This is a genomic window from Mycobacterium hainanense, assembly GCF_041890355.1.
Taxonomy (GTDB): domain Bacteria; phylum Actinomycetota; class Actinomycetes; order Mycobacteriales; family Mycobacteriaceae; genus Mycobacterium; species Mycobacterium hainanense.
Genome location: NZ_CP169059.1, coordinates 5108170 through 5128030, shown reverse-complemented (window position 1 = coordinate 5128030; position 19861 = coordinate 5108170). Strand labels below are relative to the sequence as shown.

The 19861-nt window shown below is 69.2% G+C and carries 18 protein-coding genes and 1 pseudogene; 12 read left to right on the top strand and 7 right to left on the bottom strand.

Annotated features, from left to right (window positions below):
* The first annotated feature begins 21 nt into the window (after positions 1-21).
* Positions 22-1218 carry an MFS transporter gene (locus tag ACEL92_RS24165; RefSeq protein ID WP_374023101.1) on the top strand — a complete coding sequence of 399 codons (1197 nt, stop codon included), beginning with the start codon at positions 22-24 and terminating at the stop codon, positions 1216-1218.
* A 1-nt stretch (position 1219) separates the two neighbouring features.
* On the opposite strand, the gene glp is transcribed toward ACEL92_RS24165, so the two are convergent.
* Positions 1220-2425: a gephyrin-like molybdotransferase Glp gene (gene glp / locus ACEL92_RS24160; RefSeq protein WP_374023100.1), complete on the bottom strand. Its 1206-nt coding sequence runs from the start codon at positions 2423-2425 to the stop codon at positions 1220-1222.
* A gap of 74 nt (positions 2426-2499) precedes the next feature.
* Here glp and ACEL92_RS24155 point away from each other — a divergent pair, with 74 nt between their 5' ends.
* From ACEL92_RS24155 to ACEL92_RS24145, 3 genes are all read left to right on the top strand, one after another.
* The gene (locus ACEL92_RS24155) at positions 2500-2982 is read left to right on the top strand and encodes a VOC family protein (protein WP_374023099.1); all 483 of its coding nucleotides are present in this window, start codon (positions 2500-2502) and stop codon (positions 2980-2982) included.
* Positions 2982-4424 carry a flavin-containing monooxygenase gene (locus tag ACEL92_RS24150; RefSeq protein WP_374026363.1) on the top strand — a complete coding sequence of 481 codons (1443 nt, stop codon included), beginning with the start codon at positions 2982-2984 and terminating at the stop codon, positions 4422-4424. Before ACEL92_RS24155 ends, ACEL92_RS24150 begins: the two co-directional genes overlap by 1 nt.
* 81 nt (positions 4425-4505) lie before the next feature.
* A complete protein-coding gene (locus ACEL92_RS24145) occupies positions 4506-4664 on the top strand; it encodes a hypothetical protein (RefSeq protein WP_374023098.1) in 159 nt (52 codons plus the stop codon).
* On the opposite strand, the gene ACEL92_RS24140 is transcribed toward ACEL92_RS24145, so the two are convergent.
* Positions 4661-5164, bottom strand: a complete 504-nt coding sequence (locus ACEL92_RS24140) for a cupin domain-containing protein (protein WP_374023097.1) — start codon at positions 5162-5164, stop codon at positions 4661-4663. The two genes, ACEL92_RS24145 and ACEL92_RS24140, sit on opposite strands and share 4 nt — an antisense overlap.
* Before the next feature lie 31 nt (positions 5165-5195).
* Between ACEL92_RS24140 and ACEL92_RS24135 the strand changes: the two genes are divergently transcribed.
* Complete coding sequence (locus ACEL92_RS24135; protein WP_374023096.1) at positions 5196-5885, top strand: M24 family metallopeptidase; 690 nt, start codon at positions 5196-5198, stop codon at positions 5883-5885.
* Between the two features lie 54 nt (positions 5886-5939).
* On the opposite strand, the gene ACEL92_RS24130 is transcribed toward ACEL92_RS24135, so the two are convergent.
* The gene (locus tag ACEL92_RS24130; RefSeq protein ID WP_374023095.1) at positions 5940-6854 is read right to left on the bottom strand and encodes an SDR family NAD(P)-dependent oxidoreductase; all 915 of its coding nucleotides are present in this window, start codon (positions 6852-6854) and stop codon (positions 5940-5942) included.
* A gap of 103 nt (positions 6855-6957) precedes the next feature.
* Between ACEL92_RS24130 and ACEL92_RS24125 the strand changes: the two genes are divergently transcribed.
* Together ACEL92_RS24125 and groL are read left to right on the top strand one after the other, a co-directional pair.
* Positions 6958-7524 (top strand): TetR/AcrR family transcriptional regulator, encoded by a 567-nt coding sequence (locus tag ACEL92_RS24125; RefSeq protein WP_374023094.1) that lies wholly within the window; start codon positions 6958-6960, stop codon positions 7522-7524.
* Positions 7525-7728: 204 nt separating this feature from the next.
* Positions 7729-9354: a chaperonin GroEL gene (gene groL / locus ACEL92_RS24120; RefSeq protein WP_068083393.1), complete on the top strand. Its 1626-nt coding sequence runs from the start codon at positions 7729-7731 to the stop codon at positions 9352-9354.
* A gap of 157 nt (positions 9355-9511) precedes the next feature.
* Here groL and ACEL92_RS24115 read toward each other — a convergent pair whose 3' ends face one another.
* The 3 genes and pseudogenes from ACEL92_RS24115 to ACEL92_RS24105 form a co-directional block, all read right to left on the bottom strand.
* Positions 9512-9904: a pyridoxamine 5'-phosphate oxidase family protein gene (locus tag ACEL92_RS24115; RefSeq protein WP_374023093.1), complete on the bottom strand. Its 393-nt coding sequence runs from the start codon at positions 9902-9904 to the stop codon at positions 9512-9514.
* A gap of 63 nt (positions 9905-9967) precedes the next feature.
* A pseudogene (locus ACEL92_RS24110) lies at positions 9968-10540 on the bottom strand (PPE family protein); the annotation flags it as partial.
* Positions 10541-10578: 38 nt separating this feature from the next.
* On the bottom strand, positions 10579-12330 hold the full coding sequence (locus tag ACEL92_RS24105) for an amidohydrolase family protein (RefSeq protein ID WP_374023092.1): 1752 nt from the start codon (positions 12328-12330) through the stop codon (positions 10579-10581).
* Between the two features lie 54 nt (positions 12331-12384).
* On the opposite strand from ACEL92_RS24105, the gene ACEL92_RS24100 reads away from it, so the two are divergent.
* Together ACEL92_RS24100 and ACEL92_RS24095 are read left to right on the top strand one after the other, a co-directional pair.
* Positions 12385-12909, top strand: a complete 525-nt coding sequence (locus ACEL92_RS24100) for a mycothiol transferase (RefSeq protein ID WP_374023091.1) — start codon at positions 12385-12387, stop codon at positions 12907-12909.
* Between the two features lie 12 nt (positions 12910-12921).
* Complete coding sequence (locus ACEL92_RS24095; RefSeq protein ID WP_374023090.1) at positions 12922-13791, top strand: hypothetical protein; 870 nt, start codon at positions 12922-12924, stop codon at positions 13789-13791.
* Here the strand turns inward: ACEL92_RS24095 and ACEL92_RS24090 are convergent.
* Positions 13788-15515, bottom strand: coding sequence for a cytochrome c biogenesis protein CcdA (locus ACEL92_RS24090; protein ID WP_374023089.1), 1728 nt, complete (start codon positions 15513-15515; stop codon positions 13788-13790). The genes ACEL92_RS24095 and ACEL92_RS24090 overlap by 4 nt on opposite strands.
* Positions 15516-15598: 83 nt before the next feature.
* Between ACEL92_RS24090 and ACEL92_RS24085 the strand changes: the two genes are divergently transcribed.
* From ACEL92_RS24085 to ACEL92_RS24075, 3 genes are all read left to right on the top strand, one after another.
* Entirely contained in the window at positions 15599-16285 is a 687-nt protein-coding gene (locus ACEL92_RS24085; RefSeq protein ID WP_374023088.1) for a TetR family transcriptional regulator, read from the top strand.
* 68 nt (positions 16286-16353) lie between these two features.
* Entirely contained in the window at positions 16354-16902 is a 549-nt protein-coding gene (locus tag ACEL92_RS24080) for an MmpS family transport accessory protein (RefSeq protein WP_374023087.1), read from the top strand.
* Positions 16899-19829, top strand: coding sequence for an RND family transporter (locus tag ACEL92_RS24075; RefSeq protein WP_374023086.1), 2931 nt, complete (start codon positions 16899-16901; stop codon positions 19827-19829). The genes ACEL92_RS24080 and ACEL92_RS24075 overlap by 4 nt, the downstream gene beginning before the upstream one ends.
* Positions 19830-19861: the final 32 nt, after the last annotated feature.

Sequence of the window (19861 nt, the reverse complement as noted above, 5' to 3'; positions counted from 1 at the left end):
GGGGGAACGCCCACCTTCGACATGCATCCCAATGAGGACCGGGCGCCGCGGCTGCGCCGCGCGAAGATCGCCGTCACCGCCGTGTTCATCGCCCACGCCGTGGGGTTCTCGTCGTGGGCCGCGCACATTCCGGCGGTCAAGGCCGGGCTCGGCCTGTCCGACGCCGCGCTGGGGACGGCGCTGTTCGGCGCGCCGCTGGGCTCGGTGCTGGCCACCGTGGGCAGCCACTGGGCGTTGCCGCGCTGGGGGAGTCACCGGTTGGTTCCGGTGACGGCCGCCGGCTACGCCCTCGCGGGGACGACGGTGGGGCTGGCCCGGTCCGGGCCGGCGCTGTTCGTGGCGCTGGCGTTGTGGGGGATGTTCCAGGGTGGGCTGGACGTCGCGATGAACACCCAGGCCGGCACGGTCGAGCGCCTGGCGCGCGCACCGATCATGGCCCGCTTCCACGGCATGTGGAGCCTCGGCGCGTTGCTGGGCGCCGTGATCGGTGCGGCGTGCGTCGGGGCCGGCGTCGGGCTGACGCCCCAGCTCGCGGCGGTCGGGCTGGTGGTCCTGATCGTCGTCGGGGCGCTGGCGCGCGGGCTCATCCCCGACCCGGCGGCGGAGTCGCCTCGGCAGCGGTCCGGGCAGGGCTGGCTGACGCCGACGGTGGCGATCCTGGCGGCGGTGGCGTTCGTGTCCTTCCTGTGCGAGGGCGCCGCCACCGACTGGTCGGCCAACTACCTGCGCAACGTCGTCGGCGCCGGGCCCGGGGTCGCCGCGCTGAGCTATGCGGCCTACACGCTGACGATGGTCCTGACCCGGCTGGGCGCGATACGCCTGCACGCGCGGGTCTCGGCCCGCCGGTTGCTGCCGGCGCTGGCGTTGTTCGGTGCGGCCGGCATCGGCGTGGCGCTGGCGACCGCCGATCCTGTTGTCGCCGTGGCCGGTTTCGCCGCGCTGGGGGTCGGTGTGGCGCTGCTGGTGCCGACGGCGTTCAGCGCCGCCTACGGCGCGGGCGGCCCGGGCTCGGCGATCGCGACCGTCGCTGCGACGGGCTGGCTGGGCTACCTGCTCGGGCCGCCGCTGATCGGTCACCTGGCCGACCGGGTCGGGCTGGCGGCGGCGCTGGTGACCGTTCCGGTGCTGATGTCGGTCGTCGCGGTCGCCATCCGCTGCGCCGCCGCGTTCGACCGGGCCGACGATTTCCATCGGCAGGTCGCCACCCCGGCGGGCTGAGTTAGCTCAGGTCCCAGACCTGCAGCTCGGTCCCCTCGGGCACCTCGGTCACGTCCTCGGGGATGTCCAGCAGCGCGTTCGCCGACGCCAGCCACCGCAGGTGGTGTGAGGCCGGCGGGCCGTAACTGGTGACGGTGGCGGTGTCGCGGTCCAGCACGGCGCGGCGGAACTGCCGCTTGCCGCGCGGCGAGGTCAACGAATCGCTGAGGACGGCCGCCCGGCGCGGGCGCTCGGGGTCAGGCAGCCCCATGGCCCGGCGCAGCGCGGGCCGGATGAATACCTCGAAGGACACCAGGGCGCTGACCGGGTTGCCGGGCAGGGTGACGATCGTCGCCCCGGCCACCCGGCCGATGCCCTGCGGCATGCCGGGCTGCATCGCCACCTTGACGAACTCGACGCCCTGGTCGCCCTGACGGCCGAAGGCGTCCTTGACCACCTCGTAGGCGCCGGCGCTGACCCCGCCGCTGGTGATGATCAGGTCGCAGTCGGCCGCGTAGCGATCGAGGATCGAACTGAACTGCGCCACATCGTCTTCCGCGGTCGCCACCGCGATCACGTCGGCGCCGGCGTCGCGGACGGCCCCCGCCAGCATGATCGAATTCGACTCGTAGATCTGTCCCGGCCGCAGCGGATTGCCGGGCGCCACCAGCTCCGACCCGGTCGACATGACCAGCACCCGCTGGCGCGGCAGCACCGGCAGCTCGGCCATTCCCAGCGCGGCGGCCAGGCCGAGCACGGCCGGCGTCACCACCTGGCCGCGCCGCAACACCGTCGTGCCGGGAGCCACGTCCTCGCCCGCGCGCCGGATGTGCTTGCCGGCCTCGCGGGGCGCGCGGATCGACACGACGTCCACGCCGCCGTCGGTGTCCTCGACCGGCACGACGGCTGTCGCCCCGGCGGGCAGCGGCGCGCCGGTCATGATGCGGTGCGCGGTGTTCGGTTGCAGCGTCAGCTCGTCGGTGCGGCCGGCGGGAATGTCCTCGGCGACCGTGAGGACCACCGGGTGTTCGGGTGAGGCGCCGGACGTGTCCTCGGCGCGCACCGCGTATCCGTCCATCGCGGAGTTGTCGAAGACCGGCAGCGCCAGGCGCGCGACCACGTCCTCGGCCAGCGCCAGTCCCTGCGCCTCGGCCAGCGCCGCGGTGGCCACCGGGCGGGGACGGATCAGTTCGGCTACGACGCGCTGGTGTTCTTGGACCGACCGCACCGGACCATTATCGGCCGGTCGGATTTTCCCAACCGAGCCCGGTGAGCCCTTCGCGCAGACGTAGAGTCGAGAACGTGATTACCGGGGTGGCCCACACCGGGGTGTGCGTTCCGGATTGCGAGGCGGCCGTGGCGTTCTACCGTGACGTGTTGGGCCTGCGTGTGCTCTCGCCGCCGTATGTCATGGCCGGTAACGCCATTCGCGACGACATGGGCGAGCTGGTGGCGGACCCGAGCATGAAGGCGGCCATCGTCGGGTTCGACGGCGACGGCGACCGGGTGCTCGAGGTGATCGAATACCTCGGGGCGCCCGGCTCCGATCGGCCGGGCCGCGCCGCCCTCACCGAGCCGGGGCTGTCTCACGTCGGGCTGATCTGTGAGGACCTCGACGCCACCCGGGCGGAGCTGGAAAGCAGGGGGGTGCGCTTTCTGGTCAGCGGGATCGCGGAGGTCGCGCGGGTCCGCACCACCTGGTTCGTCGACCCGTGGGGCGTGGTGTTCATCCTGGTGGAAAAGAGCCGGCCGCAGCGGCCCTACTTTGCCCAATACGGGGCGTGATGCCCCGAAAACTCACCGTCGGGATCATCGGCGCCGGTGCCGGCGGCATCGCCATGGGCATCCAGCTGGCCGAGGGCGGGTACGACTTCACCATCTTCGACCGGGCCGACGGATTCGGCGGGACCTGGCGCCACAACACCTTTCCGGGCGCGGCGTGCGACGTCCCGTCACACCTGTACTCGTATTCCTTTGCGCCCAACCCGCGGTGGAGCAAGACGTATGCCAACCAGCCCGAGATCCTGGCCTATCTGGAAAGGGTCGCGACCGACCACGGGCTCGGGTCACACCTGCGGGCGAACTCCGCGGTGGCTTCCGCGCGCTGGTCGGACACCGGGCGCCGCTGGACCCTGACCGACGACGCCGGTCGCGAGCACGATTTCGACGTGGTGGTCAGCGCCGTCGGGATGCTCGACGTTCCCCACGTCCCGGACATCCGCGGCGGACATCGATTCCGCGGCCGCCAATTCCACTCGTCCCGCTGGGATCACAGCAAGTCGACGGCCGGGGAACGGGTCGCGTCCATCGGCACGGGCGCCAGCGCCATCCAGTACGTTCCGGCGATCGCGCGAGAAACCGCCCACCTGACCGTGTTTCAGCGGAGCCCGATCTGGATCGCGCCCCGCTTCGACTTCCCGTTCACGCCCGAGCAGCAGGAGCTGTTCGAACGCCACCCCGAGATGGCGCTCAAGCTGCGCGACGAGGCCTTCGACGCCTACGAGTCGTCCAGCTTCGACGTCGACGCCGCGCAGACGCGGGAAGCGACCGAGCTTGCCCGCAGCTACCTGATGCGCAAGGTGGCCGACCCGGAGCTGCGCGCGAAGCTGATGCCGGACTACCCCGCCGGCTGCAAACGGCCGCTGATGTCGCGCGAGTGGTATCCGACGTTGGGGTTGCCCAACGTCACCTTGGAGACGGCCGCCATTGCGGAGCTCACCGAGCACGGCGTGCGCACCGTCGACGGCGTCGAGCACCGCGTCGACACCGTCATCTACGGCACCGGGTTCAAGGCCGCTGACTACCTGGCCAGCGTCGACGTCCACGGGACCGGCGGGCGCCGCCTCGCCGACGACTGGAGCGACGGGGCCGAGGCCTACCTGGGCACCCTGGTGGCCGGCTATCCCAACTTCTTCACGCTGTACGGCCCCAACACCAACGGCGTCAACTCGATCATCTACATCCACGAGGCGCAAACGACCTTCGTCCGCCACATCCTGGACGTGCTGACCGCGCGGGGCGCGCGCACCGTGCAGGTGACCCGCGACGCGCAACGCCGCTACAACGAGGAGATACAGGCCGCCATGGAGGGCAAGGTCTGGCTCGCGTGCGACAACTACTTCCGGCATCCGAGCGGCAAGGTGGTCACCCAATTGCCGTACAGCGGGCGGACGTTCTTCGAGCGCACCCGCGAGCTGGTCGACGCCGACTACCGCTTCGGTCGGTGACCGGTCGGCGGCCTGAGCCGACGACCGCGCACCCTGGCGGACGCGCTCGGCACGCGCCTCAGGCCCGGGCGCCTCGGTCGTTTGACTCGCTCAGCGGTCCTGACCGGGGCGCTGTACGCCGTCTCGACCTTCATCCGCAACCACGCCGCGGCGCGCTTCGACCTCACCTGCACCGCCAAACCCTACGTCGCGCAGGCGCCGCGTACCGGCGAGCGGCTCGCAAAGTTCGCTCATCGTTAACCCGACTCCGGCACCCAGTAGTTGTCGTGCCGAACGAACCACTCCCGGCGTTCGTCGTCGGTCATGTCGGCCAGCGCCGCGAAGCCCTCGAAATAGGCCTCGCGCGGCGCGCCCGGTGCGAACAGCATCAGGATCGACGCCGGCTCGTCGGCCCCGTTGCGGAAGCCGTGCACGCCGCCCGGCGGCACGTAGAGGAAGTCACCCGGATGCCCGTCGGTCCACTGGGTGCCGTCGTAGAGCCTCATCGTCCCGGAAAGCACGAAGAACGCCTCGGACATCGCCCGGTGAAAGTGCGGCCCGGGGCCGCCGCCGGCCGCCGGGATGTCGACCCGGTACAGCCCGTAGTCGCCGTCGGTGGCGTGCTGGTTGGCCAGGTAGCGGTACTTGACGCCCCCGGCTTCGTAGTCGGGTGGCTCGTCGGCCCGCTTGAGCCAGGCGCTGATTCCCGGCTCGTCCTTGGTGTACCGGGGCGGCGGATAGGGCGGCACGACGAGAGACATGGTTTCCAGCCTGCCAGTTAGCATCGCGGGAGTGGAGACCCCGGAGGATGTGCGCGCGCAACGGCTGCTCGACGCCCAGGAGAAGGCGGCGCAGTTGTTTGACGAGGTCGAGCGGCGCGGCATCATCCGCCCCGGTGTTTCCGAGCGGCAGTTGTCCGACGAGATCAACCGGCTGGCGGCCCAGCTGTTCGGGGTGACCCGGCACTGGCATCGGCGCATCGTGCGGGCGGGCGAGAACACGCTGCAACCCTTCAGCGAGCGCCCGCCGGACCGGATGGTCGACGACGGCGACATCGTCTTCCTCGATTTCGGGCCGATCTTCGCCGAATGGGAGGCCGACTTCGGCCGCACGTTCGTGCTCGGCGACGACCCGGCCAAGGCGGCCCTGCGCGACGCGCTGCCCCGGGTGTGGCGGGCCGGCCGCGAGTACTTCGACGGGCGCCCGGACGTCACCGGGGCCGAGCTCTTCGACTTCGTCGTCGGCCTGGCCCACGCGGAGGGTTTCGAGTTCGCCGGTTCTATCGCCGGTCACCTGGTGGGGGAGTTCCCGCACAAGAAAATCGCCGGCCCCGGCGTCCAGTGGTACATCGCGCCCGGATCGACCAAGCCGATGCGCCGCAGGGACCCGGCCGGCCGCCTGTGCCATTGGATCCTCGAGATCCACCTGGCCGACCGGGCCCGCGGCATCGGCGGCTTCTACGAACAGCTGCTCGACCTCTAGCGCCGATCGCGAGCGCGGCGCATGCGCCGGGCGCTGCGGGTCGGCACCATCGACTCAGCCGAGGGGATACGTGACGCCGGTGAGCTCCTCCGAGACCTCCCACAACCTCCGCTGCACGTCGACGTCGTGGGACTTCTCGCTGGACCCGACAAGCTTGGGATAGCCGCGCACTTCGCCGAAACCGTCCGGGCCGTAGTACTGGCCACCGAGCACGCCCCGGTCGGTGGCGGCGCGCAGCGTCGGCAGGGCGCCCGCGGCGGCGTCTTGCATGAGCGGGTTCAGCAAGGGAGTGATCACGCGCTCGAGCAGCGGGGGCAGGTTGCGCGTCAGCTCGGTGCGCGAGCCGCCGGGGTGGGCGGCGACGGCGATGGTGGTTCCGTGCGGAGCGAGCCGCCGCTGCAGCTCGTAGGTGAACAGCAGATTGGCCAGCTTGGCCTGGCCGTAGGCCGCGACCCGGTTGTAGTTGCGTTCCCACTGCAGGTCGTCGAAGTGGATGTCGGCCAGGATGCGGTGACCGGTGCTGCTGACGGTCACGACCCGCGAACCTGCGACCGGCAGCAGCCGCTCCAGCAGCAGGCCGGTGAAGGCGAAGTGGCCCAGGTGGTTGGTGCCGAACTGCAGCTCGAAGCCGTCCTTGGTGGTGGACTTCGGCGTCCACATCACGCCCGCGTTGTTGATCAGCAGGTCGATGCGGTCGTACTCGGACTTGAGCTGCTCGGCCGCCGCGCGGACGGAATCCAGCGACGTCAGGTCGAGCTCCTGCAGGGTCACGTCGGCGCCGGGGCTCTTGGCGGCGATCCGCTCGGCGGCGTCCTTTCCCTTGTCGAGGTTGCGCACGGCGAGTACGACCCGGGCGCCGTGGTCGGCCAGCGCGGCGGCGGTCTCGTAGCCGAGACCGGTGTTGGCCCCGGTGATGACGGCGACCCGTCCGGCCTGGTCGGGAATGTCTTGTGCGGTCCATTTGGCCATCGGAAGCTCCTCAAAGTAGTAAGGTAAACGGGGCGAGCGCTCCGGTTGATTCGACTATACGGAACGCGCGCCCCGTTTTGTCGAGACGGATGGTGGTGAACACTTGACCGAACCCGCAAGGCCGCTGCGCGCCGACGCGGCGCGCAACCGCGCGCGCGTCCTCGAGGTCGCCTACGAGACCTTCGCGGCCGAAGGCCTGTCGGTGCCCATCGACGACGTCGCCCGCCGCGCCGGAGTCGGGGCCGGCACCGTCTACCGGCACTTCCCGACGAAGGAAGCTCTGTTCACGGCCGTGATCGAGGACCGGATGCGGCGCCTGGTCGACGACGGGCACGCCCTGTTGGACTCGGAGGGCCCGGGCGAGGCGCTGTTCGCCTTCCTGCGCTCGATGGTGCTGCAGTGGGGGGCCGCGGATCGCGGCCTGGTCGACGCGCTGGCCGGATATGGGATCGACATCGCCTGCGCCGCCCCCGGCGCCGAGGACGCGTTCAAGGCCATGCTGGGCGAGCTGCTTCGCGCCGCGCAGGAAGCGGGCACCGCGCGGCGCGACGTCGACATGCGGGATGTCAAGGCGATCCTGGTCGGCTGCCAGGCGATGCAGGCCTACGACTCGGCGCTGGCTGAGCGGGCGACCGACGTCGTCATCGACGGTTTACGCGTCCGGCGATAAGGCTTGCCGTGTTCTTGCACTCGGCATAGGCGAGTGCTAAGAATGACGTTGGCACTCGCGACAGGCGAGTGCTAGGTCGGGACGGTGAGACCAGCAGACACCTGGGGTCGTCCGTCGCGGGCACTGCACCCGGCCAGCGTAAGTAATGGGGTGGCCACCCATGGCCACCCGGTGTCATTCCCGATCCGGAGGAATCACTTCGCAATGGCCAAGACAATTGCGTACGACGAAGAGGCCCGTCGCGGCCTCGAGCGGGGGCTGAACGCCCTCGCCGACGCGGTAAAGGTGACGTTGGGTCCCAAGGGCCGCAACGTCGTCCTAGAGAAGAAGTGGGGTGCCCCCACGATCACCAACGATGGCGTGTCCATCGCCAAGGAGATCGAGCTGGAGGACCCGTACGAGAAGATCGGCGCCGAGCTGGTCAAGGAAGTCGCCAAGAAGACCGACGACGTCGCCGGTGACGGCACGACGACGGCCACCGTGCTGGCCCAGGCGCTGGTCCGGGAGGGCCTGCGCAACGTGGCGGCCGGCGCCAACCCGCTGGGCCTCAAGCGCGGCATCGAAAAGGCCGTCGAGAAGGTCACCGAGACCCTGCTGAAGCAGGCCAAGGAGGTCGAGACCAAGGAGCAGATCGCCGCCACCGCAGCGATTTCCGCGGGCGACCAGTCGATCGGCGACCTGATCGCCGAGGCGATGGACAAGGTCGGCAACGAGGGCGTCATCACCGTCGAAGAGTCCAACACCTTCGGGCTGCAGCTCGAGCTCACCGAGGGCATGCGGTTCGACAAGGGCTACATCTCGGGCTACTTCGTCACCGACGCCGAGCGTCAGGAAGCGGTCCTGGAGGACCCGTTCATCCTGCTGGTCAGCTCCAAGGTGTCGACGGTCAAGGACCTGCTCCCGTTGCTGGAGAAGGTCATCCAGGCCGGCAAGCCGCTGCTGATCATCGCCGAGGACGTCGAGGGCGAGGCTTTGAGCACCCTGGTCGTCAACAAGATCCGCGGCACCTTCAAGTCGGTTGCCGTCAAGGCCCCCGGCTTCGGTGACCGCCGCAAGGCGATGCTGCAGGACATGGCGATCCTCACCGGTGGCCAGGTCATCAGCGAAGAGGTCGGCCTGTCGCTTGAAAGCGCCGACGTCGCGCTGCTCGGTAAGGCCCGCAAGGTCGTCGTCACCAAGGACGAGACCACCATCGTCGAGGGCGCCGGTGACACCGACGCCATCGCCGGGCGCGTGGCCCAGATCCGCCAGGAGATCGAGAACAGCGACTCCGACTACGACCGCGAGAAGCTGCAGGAGCGCCTGGCCAAGCTGGCCGGCGGTGTTGCGGTGATCAAGGCCGGCGCGGCCACCGAGGTGGAGCTCAAGGAGCGCAAGCACCGCATCGAGGACGCGGTGCGCAACGCCAAGGCCGCCGTCGAGGAGGGCATCGTCGCCGGTGGTGGCGTGGCCCTGCTGCACGCGACCCCGGCGCTGGACGAGCTGAAGCTCACCGGCGACGAGGCGACCGGCGCCAACATCGTGCGCGTTGCGCTCGAGGCCCCGCTGAAGCAGATCGCCTTCAACTCCGGGCTGGAGCCCGGCGTTGTGGCCGAGAAGGTCCGCAACTCGCCCGCCGGCACCGGCCTGAACGCCGCCACCGGTGAGTACGAGGACCTGCTCAAGGCCGGCGTTGCCGACCCGGTCAAGGTCACCCGCTCGGCGCTGCAGAACGCGGCGTCGATCGCCGGGCTGTTCCTGACGACCGAGGCCGTCGTCGCCGACAAGCCGGAGAAGGCGGCCGCTCCCGCGGGCGACCCGACCGGCGGCATGGGCGGTATGGACTTCTAAGTCCAACAGCTACGGGAAAACCCGGCTCCCCTTGGGGGCCGGGTTTTTTCGTGTGCCGGTGCCCGCTGGTGCCTCCAGCAACGCCGCCGAGTGTGCGGCCAGCCGCACACCCGAGGCCGCGCCTTCCTCGCTCCGGGCGGGCAAAAGTGCGGCGGGGTCAGCGGGAGAACACCACGCAGTCGTGCAGGCAGCCCTTCGCCGCACCGGGGGAGCCGGGATCGGCCTCGCGGTGCAACAGGGCGCGGGTCGGCACGACTTCCAGGCGAACGGCGTCGCCGGCGTCACTGACCTCGGCCGTGCCGTCGACGATCAGCGAATAGCCGCCGGGCTCGGTCGGGGGCCACAACAGGGTGACGTCGCGGCGCTGCGCCAGATTCTGGCGCGTGCGCCCGCCGATGAGGCCGACGTCCAGGGTCGCCTCGCGTAGCCGCGGCTCGACCGTCACGGTGTGCACGCGATAGTCGTCGTCGACGGTGACCAGGTAGGCGAACGGGTAGTCGGGAAGGGCGGCGGCCAGGCGCTCGACGTCCACCTGCTTCTTGGTGCGCATGACCCTCCAGGATAGGCGCGGGCCGGGCCGCTACAGCGTGCGCGGAACCCGCGCCGCCGGCAGGCCGAACGTGAGCTGACCGCTGCTGCTGAAGTGGAAACCGAGGTTCTGCAGCACCTGCTGCCATGGCGCCAGCTTCTCCACGGCCGCCGACGCGTCGGCGTGGTAGCCGTACATCGCCTCGACGTCCGAGGCCCACATCTGGTCGTAGGCGGCCTCGATGTCGGCGATCGCGGGGGTGTTCTGGCCCAGCCAGTTGGTGGCCGACAACGCCTGCGCCAGCGCGCGGTTGGCCGCGACCACCGCGGGCTGCACCGTGGCCGCCAGCGCCCCCTCGAACGCGGCTGCCACGGCCGAGGCCTGGCTGGACACCGCCTGGGCCTGGGCCGCCGCAGCGGTGAGCCAGCTGACGTAGTGCGTGGCGAGGGCCATCATCGCCGCTGACGAGGGGCCCTGCCAGGATCCGCTGGCGAGATTTGACGTAACCGAAGAAAACGACGATGCTGACGATGCCAAGTCCTCGGCCAGTCCGTCCCAGGCTTCCGCGGCAGCAAGCAGCGGCCCGGCTCCGGGACCCGAGAAGATTCGTGCCGAGTTGACTTCTGGCGGCAACCACGCAAAATGCGGGCTCGTCACCGGCTCAACTTACCCGGGATCTGGCCGTTTTGGTGGCGTTATTGCGCGGCTACCGGCCGCGGTTGCCGACCGCGGACCAACTTGCCTGGACGCGCGTCGGTGGGCACGCCGTTCTCGGCGATCACTTCCCCTGCCACGATCGTCGCCACGTAGCCATCGGCCGTCTGATCCAGGCGCCGGCCCCCGGCCGGCAGATCGTAGGTGATGACCGGCTTGTGCAGGCGCAACGCTGCGTGATCGATGACGTTGAGGTCGGCCTTATAGCCGACGTCGATGCGCCCCCGGTCGCCCAGCCCGGCGATGCGCGCAGGCACCGACGTGAGTTCGCGGACGGCCTCCGGCACGGTGAACCGGCCCGACTTGCGGTCGCGCGCCCAGTGCGTCAGGAAGTACGTCGAGTAGCTGGCGTCGCAGATCATCCCGTAGTGCGCGCCGCCGTCACCCAGCCCCAGCACCACGTCGTCGCGGTGCAGCAGCTTGCCCACGGTGTCCAGCGAGTTGCCCTGCAGGTTGCTGGTCGCCACCAGCAGCATGGCGCGGCCGTCGTCGTCAAGCAGCCGGTCGTAGGCCTCCTCCATCGGGTTCACCCCGCGGGCCCGCGCCCGGGCGCCGATGGAGGTCGACGGGTCCGGCTCGTAGTCGGGTGTGTCGCCCAGCGGGTAGATCCAGTCCCACATTTGGGCCACGTACAGGATCGGGTGACCCTGGCCCGGCTTGTCGGCCAGGATGCGGGCGCGCACCTCCGGCTTGCGCATCTCGGCGACCCGCTCGGCCAGCGGCAGGTGCGCGATTTCGCGGTAGCTCGGGTAGAGCACGAACGGGTTGGCCGACAGCTGCAGGCCGATGATCAGCCCGATCGGGCGCGGCAGTAGCTGCGCGGTGATTCGGGGGTCGGCGTCGCCGGCCCGGGAATTCGCCTTCTCGATCATCGTGATGGCGTCTTCCCACGTCGGGTCGCCCGAGTTGGCGACCACCAGCGTGAAGGTCAGCGGCAGGCCGACGTCCTCGGCCACGTCGAACACCGTCTGCAGCACGGGCTCGTAGCCGCCGGCGGGGATGTCCGGCACGAACTGCAGCAGGCCGCCGCCGCCGTCGACGACACCGCGGGCGATCTCCTCGATCTCCTCCCGCGCGGCGTCGTAGCTCGGGATGGGCGAACCGCTTTCGGTCTTGTGGATGGTCAGCCGTGACGACGCGAAGCCGAGCGCCCCCACCTCGACCGCCTCCTTGGCCAGCGCCCGCATCTTGGCGAGGTCCTCGGCGGTGGCCGGCTCGCGGTCGGCGCCGCGCTGGCCCATCACATAGACCCGCAGCGGCGAGTGCGGCAGGTACGCGGCGACGTCGATGTCCCGCTTGCCGGCGTCCAGCGCGTCCAGGTATTCGGGGAACGTCTCCCACGTCCAGGGCAGGCCGTCGGTCATCACGACGCCGGGAATGTCCTCGACCCCGGCCATCACGTCGACCAGGACGTCGTGGTCGGACTGGCGGCACGGGGCGAAGCCGACGCCGCAGTTGCCCATCACCACCGTGGTCACGCCGTGCGCCGACGACGGCGTCAGGCGTTCCGACCAGATGGACTGGCCGTCGTAGTGGGTGTGTAGGTCGACGAAGCCCGGGGTGACCAGGAGGCCGGTGGCGTCGATCTCCCGCTCGGCGCGCTCGCCGTTCACGGATCCGACGGCTCCCACCTTCTTGATGACGCCGTCGCGCACCGCGACGTCGCCGACGTACGGCTCACCACCCAGCCCGTCGACGATGGTGCCGTTGCGGATGATCAGGTCGTAAGTCATGCAAATAATCTACGACCGCGCCCGCCGGTCGTGCCAGGATCTAGTGTCGCTGGTATGGCCAACACCTCCAGCCCCGATGCCGCCGTCCAAGAACTGCTCCGCGACGCGTTCACCCGGTTGATCGAACACGTCGACGACATCATCGACGGCCTGACCGACGCGGTCGCGCAGTACCGGGTGACTCCCAGCGCCAACAGCATCGCCTGGCTGCTCTGGCATAGCGCGCGGGTGCAGGACCTCCAGCTGGCGGACGTGGCGGGGGTCGAGCAGGTCTGGCTGCGCGACGGCTGGGTGGACCGGTTCGCCCTCGACCTGCCGCGCAACGACACCGGCTACGGGCACGGCCCCGAACAGGTCGCCAAGGTCAAGGCGCCCGCGGATCTGCTGTCCGGCTACTACCACGCGGTGCACAAGCTCACGCTCGAATACATCGCCGGCGTGACCGCCGCCGAGCTTCAGCGGGTGGTCGACACCAACTGGGATCCGCCGGTGACGGCCAGCGCCCGGTTGGTGAGCATCATCGACGACTGCGCCCAACACCTCGGGCAGGCCGCCTACGTTCGCGGAATCGCGCCCTAGGGGTTTTCCGGCGTGCGCATCGTGGCCGCCGTCTTCCGGGCGGTGCTGTGGCTGGCGACCACCGTCGCGCTGGCCGTGGCCATACCCGCGGCGTGGCTGCAGCTGAACGTGATCAGCGAGGGCGGCTACGTCGCGCTGGCCCAGCGGGCCGCCGGCGACCCAGCGCTGCAGTCCGCCGCCGCCGACGAACTGGCCAACCGCGCGATGGCGCTGATCGCGGAGCACAACGGCGGGCGCCAGCCGGTCGAGGGCGCCGAGGTGCACCTGGCCGCCGTCGCGTTCACGGCGGGGCCCGCCTTCCCGGCGCTGTTCGCGGAGGCGAACCGGGCGGCGCACCGCTGGCTGTTCACCGCCGGCGGCGCCGGGGGGTCGTGGGCGATCGACGTGGCGCCGATGCTCAAGGACACCTCGATGCAGGGGATCCTGAGCCGCCACAACGTGAAAGTGCCTGCGACGCTGACGGTTCCGTTGACGGCGTCCGCGCCGTCGGCCCACGGGTCGCTTCGGCCGGGGCGGCTGAGCCCGCTCGCCACGTGGGGCCCGTGGGTGAGCGTTGGCGCGGTCGCACTCAGCGTCGTCTGCGCCGTGCTGATGGTGGCCACGGCGCGCCGCCGCGGGAAGGCGCTCACCAGCCTCGGGGTCACCGCGCTGCTGGTCGGCGGCGCCGGCTGGGCGGGCATCGAGGTCGCCGGCCGTCACGTCGGCGACGCGCTCAACCGCACCACCGACGACATCCGCCGCGTCGCCGAGGTGATGGTCGGCCACGCCGAGGCGGGTCTGCACGAATGGCTCAACCTCACGCTGCTCGTGGGCGTGGCGCTGGTGATCGGCGGTGCGCTGGTCGCGATGCTCGGCAGGCTGGCCAAGAACCCGGCCGGCTAGCCGAAGGTAAACGAAAACACTTGCAGCCCAGGGCTGACCCTCATGTCGAGCTGGTCGCTGCGCGCCGCCTCATCGGCCACGATCGGGTGCAGCGTGGGTGGCCCGCCGATCGCCGTCGTCGTCGTCCTGCCGTCGCGGGACACGGTCAGGGTGCCCGTGCCGCCGACGACGACGTAGACGTCTTTGGCGGTGTAGTTCAGCCGGATGCCGGCGTCGTCGCTGTCGGCGGTGGCGCCCTGGTCGTCCAGCTTCCACCGGCCGTGCAGCGCGAACGTGTCGGCTGCCAGCTGTGGCGGGTAGGCGAACGTGCCCGACTTGTAATCGCCTGCGCCGCCGTAGCTTCGGGCCCGGTCGACCCCTAGATACGTCTCGGGCGTGAGCCGGGTCTGCGGTGTGGTGTCCGGCGAATGCGTTGGGCCGGGCAGCCGTGCGTCGGGATGGGCGTCGACGAGCAGTTGGCGGATCAGCTTTTCGGTGCCGTCGTAGTCGCCCTCGCCGAACTTCGTGTGCCGCACCGTTCCGTTGGCGTCGATCAGGTATTCGGCCGGCCAATACAGGTTTTGGTAGTTGTTCCAGGTGGTGTAGCCGTTGTCCAGCGCGACGGGGTAAGGGATGTGCAGCGCGGCGGCGCCGCTGGCCACGTTGGCGGGTACCCGTTCGAAGGCGTACTCGGGGGTGTGGACGCCGATGGCGACGAACCCCGCGTCGTGATACCGGTTGTACCAATCGATTACGTGCGGGATGGCGCGCTGGCAGTTGATGCACGAGTACGCCCAGAAATCGATCAGCACCACCTTGCCCCGCACCGCCGCCGGATCCAGCGGTTTGCCGTCCGGGGTGTTGAGCCACCCGGAGATCCCGCCGATGGCGGGTGCCGGGCCGCACTGCTGCAACTGGGTGGCGCCGTCCAGGCAGTCGGTCAGCGCGCCGTTGATGCTGCCCCCGCTCGGGCTGAGTTGCAGCCCGCCGGCCCCGGGCGGGGGCGGCGTCGCCGTGCCGGCCTTGAGCGCGCGCTGGATGTCGTCGGCGCCGATCTTGCTCTGCATCGCCGTCGTGTAGTCGGGGATGGCGCGCTGCAGCATCGCCGGCAGGTTGAAGACCAGCGCGACGGCCAGCACGACCATCATGATGCCGCCGGCGACCTGGATCACGCGCTGCCGACGGCGGAACGCGGCGACGCGTTCGGCGACGCGCCGCCCCGCCAGCGCGAACGCCAGCAGCGGCACCGCGTTGCCCAGGGCGAAGGTGCCGGTCAACACCAGCGTGCCGGCCCCGATCGACTGCGTGCCGCCGGCGACCACGATCGCGGCGAGCACCGGACCAGCGCAGGGCACATACAGCGCGCCCAGCGTCAGGCCCAGCCCGAAACCGTCGGCGCCGGGCCCGACCTGGGGCTGTGGGAGGTGCGCGAACGGCCGCTCGATCAGGTGCTGCAGCGGCGGAAAGATCAGCCCCAGCCCGATCAGCACCAGCACCACCAGCGCCGCCCACCTGATGGCGTCCTGCGGCAGGTGCAGCGCGGTCAGCAGCGCCGAGCCGATCAACGTGGCCACCGAGAAGCTGCACACCAGGCCCGCGATCAGCAGGTACGGCCGGGCGGTCGAACCGAGGCCGCGTGAGCCGCTCGCGCCGGACAGCAGGACGACCGGCAGCACGGGCAGGATGCACGGTGAGATGCCGGTGATGAGTCCGCCGAGGAATCCGATGAGCGCGATGGTGTGCATAGCTACTTACACCTCTACCTGCCCCCAATGGTTCACGTGACCCAGCACAAATCACGCTCCGTGCGTTATACAAATCACACGCCGTGCGTTACGCTCCATCGGTGGCGCAGTTAACCTTCCAACGCGCCCGCACCGAGGAGAAAAAGCGCCAACGTGCGGAGGCACTCGTGGAAGCCGCGCGTTCACTGGCGCTCGAGACCGGCGTCGCCTCGGTCACGTTGACCGCCGTCGCCAGCCGGGCCGGCATTCACTACTCCGCCGTCCGTCGCTACTTCACCTCGCACAAGGAAGTGTTGCTGCACCTCTCGGCCGAGGGCTGGGTGCGCTGGTCCAACACGGTATCGGAGAAGCTGGCCGAGCCCGGCCCCAAGTCGCCGTCACAAATCGCCGAGACGCTGGCCAACGCCCTGGCCGAGGACCCGCTGTTCTGCGACCTGCTCGCCAACCTGCACCTGCACCTGGAACACGAGGTGGACGCCGAGCGGGTGATCGAGGTCAAGCGGATCAGTACCGCCGCGACCCTCTCCCTCGCCGACGCGATCGAGCACGCGCTGCCCGAGTTGGGGCGGTCGGGATCACTGGACATCCTGCTGGCCGCGTACTCGCTGGCCGCGACGTTGTGGCAGGTGGCCAACCCGCCGGAACGCCTCACCGACGCCTACGCCGAGGAGCCGGAAGTCGTTCCCCCCGAGTGGAACCTGGACTTCGCCTCCGCCCTCACTCGCTTGCTGACCGCGACGTGCGTCGGGCTCATCTCGGGATTGCCATGAACGAGCAGGGGCGGCCGGGGGGCCATGGCTTGGCGACTGGTGGAAGACGGGAAGGACTTGGAGTGCCCATGACGACGACTGAGCCAAGGACGGAGCCGCTGGAGAACCAGGGCTCCGCCGGCGGGGAGGGCGACAACGTCGCTCCGCAGCGCCGCAGGAAAAAGGGCCTGTTGGCGCGGTTCTGGTTGGTGCTCACGATCGCAGCCGTCGTCGCGCTGTCGGGATTCGTCGTATACCGATTGCACGGCGTCTTCGGCGTTCACAAGGGTTCGTTCGGTGGTGGCACCTCAGGCGAGGTCCTCGACCAGTTCAACGCCAAGACGATCACGCTCGAGGTCTGGGGTTCACCGGGCAGCACGGCAACCATCAACTACCTCGACGAAAACTCCCATCCGCAGCAGGCATTGAACGTGCCCTTGCCCTGGAGCATTGTTTTGAGTTCAACGAAGCCCGGCATCCCGGCAAACCTGGTGGCGCAAGGCGACGGCAGTTGGATCGCCTGCCGATTCGTCGTGAACAACCACGACGGGCACGGTGACGTCATCAAGGCTCCGAATCGCTCGGATGCCATCGAAACCGTGAATCCGTTCGTCTATTGCCTGGACAAGTCCGCATGAGCGAGCCAGGCGAGGCTCCGCCCCGCGTCGACCAGCCGCTGATCCCGCCGTTCCTGCCGCGGATGATCCATCGGCTTGCGCTGCCGATCGTCCTGGTGTGGTTGGCCATCGTGTTCATAACCAACACCATTTCCCCGCAGCTCGAGGTCGTCTCCAAAACCCACTCCGTGTCGATGAGCCCGACGGCCGCGGCATCCTTCCAGTCGACGATGAAGGTCGGATCGACGTTCAAAGAGTTCAACTCCGACAACTCGGCCATGATCCTGCTGGAAGGTGACAAGCCGCTCGGCGCCGACGCGCACCGCTACTACGACGAGATCGTCAGGCGCGCCGAGCAAGACAAGAAACACGTTCAGCACGTCCAGGACTTCTGGAGCGATCCGCTGACCGCCGCGGGTTCCCAGAGCCACGACCAGAAGGCCGCCTACGTCCAGGTCTATCTCGCCGGCAACATGGGTGGCGGGCTGGCGAACGAGTCTGCCCTGGCGCTGCGCAAGATCGTGGACTCGGTGCCCGCGCCGCCGGGGATCAAGGCATACGTCACGGGCCCGGGGCCGCTGTTCGCCGATCAGTCCCACGCGGGTGAGAAGGGCGTCATGGTCGTCACTCTCATCACTTTTTTGGTCATCGTGCTGATGCTGCTGTTCGTCTACCGCTCGGTCGTCACGATGCTGATCATGCTGGGGATGGTGTTCATCGAGCTGGCGGCGGCCCGCGGTGTCGTCGCGACGCTCGGTAACTACGGCATCATGGGGCTGTCGACCTTCGCCAACAACATGCTGGTGCTCATGGCGATAGCAGCCGGAACGGATTACGCGATCTTCGTGGTCGGCCGCTACCACGAGGCCCGCGGTCTGGGCGAGACCCGCGAGCAAGCGTTCTACACCATGTTCCACAGCACCGCGCATGTCGTGCTGGGATCGGGCCTGACGATCGCCGGCGCGATGTACTGCCTGAGCTTCTGCCGGCTGCCGTACTTCCAGTCACTCGGGGTGCCGTGCGCGGTCGGCATGCTGGTCGCGGTGTTCGCGGCTTTGACCTTGGCTCCAGCGATGTTGACGGTGGCGTCGTTCTTCAAGCTCATGGACCCGAAGCGCAAGCTGGCGACCCGGGGCTGGCGTCGCATCGGCACCGCGATCGTCCGCTGGCCGGCACCGGTTCTCGCGGTGACCATCGGGATTGCCTTGGTTGGTCTGCTCGCACTGCCCGGTTACAAGACCGACTACGACAACCGCCACTTTCTGCCGGCGGACACCCCGGCCAATGTCGGTTATGCCGCCGCGGATCGGCACTTCGACCAAGCCCGACTCAATCCCGAGCTGTTGATGATCGAGACCGATCACGACCTGCGGAATCCGGCCGATTTCCTGGTCCTGGACAAGGTCGCCAAGGCGGTCTTCCACATCCCCGGTATCGGCCGGGTGCAGACCATCACCCGGCCGTTGGGCACGCCGCTCGACCACAGCACCCTCGGCTTTCAGATGAGTGCACAAGCCGCGGGGCGGATCCAGACCCAGCACTATCAAGACGAACAGGCGGCGAACCTGCTCAAGCAGGCGGACGAGCTGCGCAAGACCATGGCGACGTTGCACGAGCAGATGCAGGTGACCCAGGACCTCAGCAACACGACGCACGAAACCACCAGGCTCACCAAGGAGACCGTGCAGATCACCGAATCGTTGCGCGACGACATCGCGACGTTCGACGACTTCTTCCGGCCGATCCGCAGCTTCTTCTACTGGGAGAGGCACTGCTACGACATCCCCGCCTGCTGGGCGCTGCGGTCGATCTTCAACGCGCTCGACGGCATCGACCAGGTGGCCCAGAACATCGTGAACCTCAGCGCGAACCTGGACAAGCTGGATCAGATCCAGCCGAAGCTGGTGGCGCTGATACCGCCGCAGATCGAGAGCCAGCAGCGCAACCTCGACACCATCATGTCGAACTACGCGACCACGATGGGGCTCAACGAACAGGCCAGAGCGCAGTCCGACAATGCCACCGCCCAGGGCGACGCCTTCGACAAGGCGAAGAACGACGACACGTTCTACCTCCCGCCGGAGGCGTTCAAGAGCCCAGATTTCGCCCGGGGGCTCAAACAGTTCATCTCGCCGGACGGGCACTCGGTCCGGCTGATCATTTCGCATGAAGGCGACCCGGCGACCCCTGAAGGCATCAACCACATCGAACCGATCAAGCAGGCCGTGCACGAGGCGATCAAGGGCACGCCGTGGGAGGGTGCCAAGGTCTACCTCGGCGGCACCGCCGCGACGTACAAGGACATGCACGACGGCTCCAACATCGACCTGATGATCGCTGGAATTGCCGCAGCGACACTGATTTTCATCATCATGCTGGTGATCACCCGAAGCGTCGTGGCGGCCTTTGTGATCGTCGGTACGGTGTTGCTGTCACTGGGCGCGTCGTTCGGACTCTCGGTGCTCCTATGGCAGTACATCCTGGGCTTGAAGTTGCACTGGATGGTGCTGGCGATGGCGATCATCCTGCTGCTGGCGGTCGGCTCGGACTACAACCTGCTGTTGATATCGCGGTTCAAGGAGGAAATTCACGCCGGGCTCAGGACCGGGACGATCCGCGCGATGGCCGGTTCCGGCTCGGTGGTGACCTCCGCCGGTCTGGTGTTCGCCGCCACCATGGCCACGTTCGCGTTCAGCCCGCTGATGGTGATGGCCCAGGTGGGTACGACGATCGCGCTGGGTCTGTTGTTCGACACCTTGATCGTGCGGTCGTTCATGACGCCGTCGCTGGCCACCCTGCTCGGGCGCTGGTTCTGGTGGCCGCAGCACGTGCGTCCACGCCCGGCCAGCACCATGCTGCGCCCGTACGGACCGCGTCCCGCCGTGCGCGAACTGCTCCTCAAGAACGTCGACGAGCGCCCGCCGGGCGGATTGGTCCAGCCGCGCTGACCCTGCGGACAAAAAATCCGCGCGTCCCCTTC

Coding starts and splice junctions, on each gene's coding strand:
- ACEL92_RS24165 (WP_374023101.1), top strand. CDS start 22: ATGCATCCCAATGAGGACCGGGCGCCGCGGCTGCGCCGCGCGAAGATC.
- ACEL92_RS24150 (WP_374026363.1), top strand. CDS start 2,982: ATGCCCCGAAAACTCACCGTCGGGATCATCGGCGCCGGTGCCGGCGGC.
- ACEL92_RS24140 (WP_374023097.1), bottom strand. CDS start 5,164: ATGTCTCTCGTCGTGCCGCCCTATCCGCCGCCCCGGTACACCAAGGAC.
- ACEL92_RS24130 (WP_374023095.1), bottom strand. CDS start 6,854: ATGGCCAAATGGACCGCACAAGACATTCCCGACCAGGCCGGACGGGTC.
- groL (WP_068083393.1), top strand. CDS start 7,729: ATGGCCAAGACAATTGCGTACGACGAAGAGGCCCGTCGCGGCCTCGAG.
- ACEL92_RS24115 (WP_374023093.1), bottom strand. CDS start 9,904: ATGCGCACCAAGAAGCAGGTGGACGTCGAGCGCCTGGCCGCCGCCCTT.
- ACEL92_RS24105 (WP_374023092.1), bottom strand. CDS start 12,330: ATGACTTACGACCTGATCATCCGCAACGGCACCATCGTCGACGGGCTG.
- ACEL92_RS24100 (WP_374023091.1), top strand. CDS start 12,385: ATGGCCAACACCTCCAGCCCCGATGCCGCCGTCCAAGAACTGCTCCGC.
- ACEL92_RS24090 (WP_374023089.1), bottom strand. CDS start 15,515: ATGCACACCATCGCGCTCATCGGATTCCTCGGCGGACTCATCACCGGC.
- ACEL92_RS24080 (WP_374023087.1), top strand. CDS start 16,354: ATGACGACGACTGAGCCAAGGACGGAGCCGCTGGAGAACCAGGGCTCC.
- ACEL92_RS24075 (WP_374023086.1), top strand. CDS start 16,899: ATGAGCGAGCCAGGCGAGGCTCCGCCCCGCGTCGACCAGCCGCTGATC.